A 783-nucleotide genomic window follows, 5' to 3' on the forward strand; every position below is an offset into this window, starting at 1 on the left:
TTAGCAATTAGTGATGAACGTATTATTACAGCAGCAGTCGTTACAACAGGTGAAAAATCAGATGGACATTATCTACAAGAACTGATTGAAAAAAGTGAAGTAACAGGAATGGAAGTTGAAACAGTCATCGCTGATACGGCTTATTCAGGGAAAAACAATTTACTTTATACAAAAGAACAAAACATTCAACTGATTTCTAAATTAAATCCAATGATTACTCAAAATGGAAGAGCAAACGGAAAAGGATTTGACTTTAATAAAGATGCAGGTTTATTTGTATGTCCAGCAGGACATTTAGCAAAAAGAAAAAGTAAAAAACCAGATTCACATCCAGGAGCAAGTGCAAGAATGGTTTATTTTTTTGACGTTGAAAAATGTAAGGTCTGTCCACTCCGGGAAGGATGTTTTAAAGAAGGCTCAAAAACTAAAACCTATTCTGTTGCCATTAAATCAGAGGAACATTTAGACCAACAAGCTTTTCAAGAAACAGAAGAATTTAAAAACTTAGCTCGAGAACGCTATAAAATCGAAGCAAAAAATAGTGAGTTAAAAAATAAACACGGGTACGATCAAGCATCGGCTACGGGTTTATTTGGCATGCAAATTCAGGGCGCAACGACGATATTCGCTGTCAATCTAAAAAGAATCTTGAAGCTTCTGAATGAAAAAGAATAATAAATAGACAAAAAATAAGGCGTTTTCTGTTCAAAATTGAACAAAAAGCGCCTTATTTTTCTCTATAATGAATTTTTTTATAAAAAACGCAAGTTTTTCAGTGCCCTC

Annotated in this window: 1 protein-coding gene; it reads left to right on the forward strand. The window is 33.5% G+C overall.

Annotated elements, in window-relative coordinates:
• On the forward strand, window positions 1-675 hold a 675-nt coding region (locus MR065_RS27025; protein WP_242215738.1), incomplete at its 5' end, for a transposase.
• Window positions 676-783: the final 108 nt, after the last annotated feature.

It is taken from the genome of Bacillus cereus group sp. BfR-BA-01383 (assembly GCF_022663495.1).
Classification (GTDB): domain Bacteria; phylum Bacillota; class Bacilli; order Bacillales; family Bacillaceae_G; genus Bacillus_A; species Bacillus_A cereus_AU.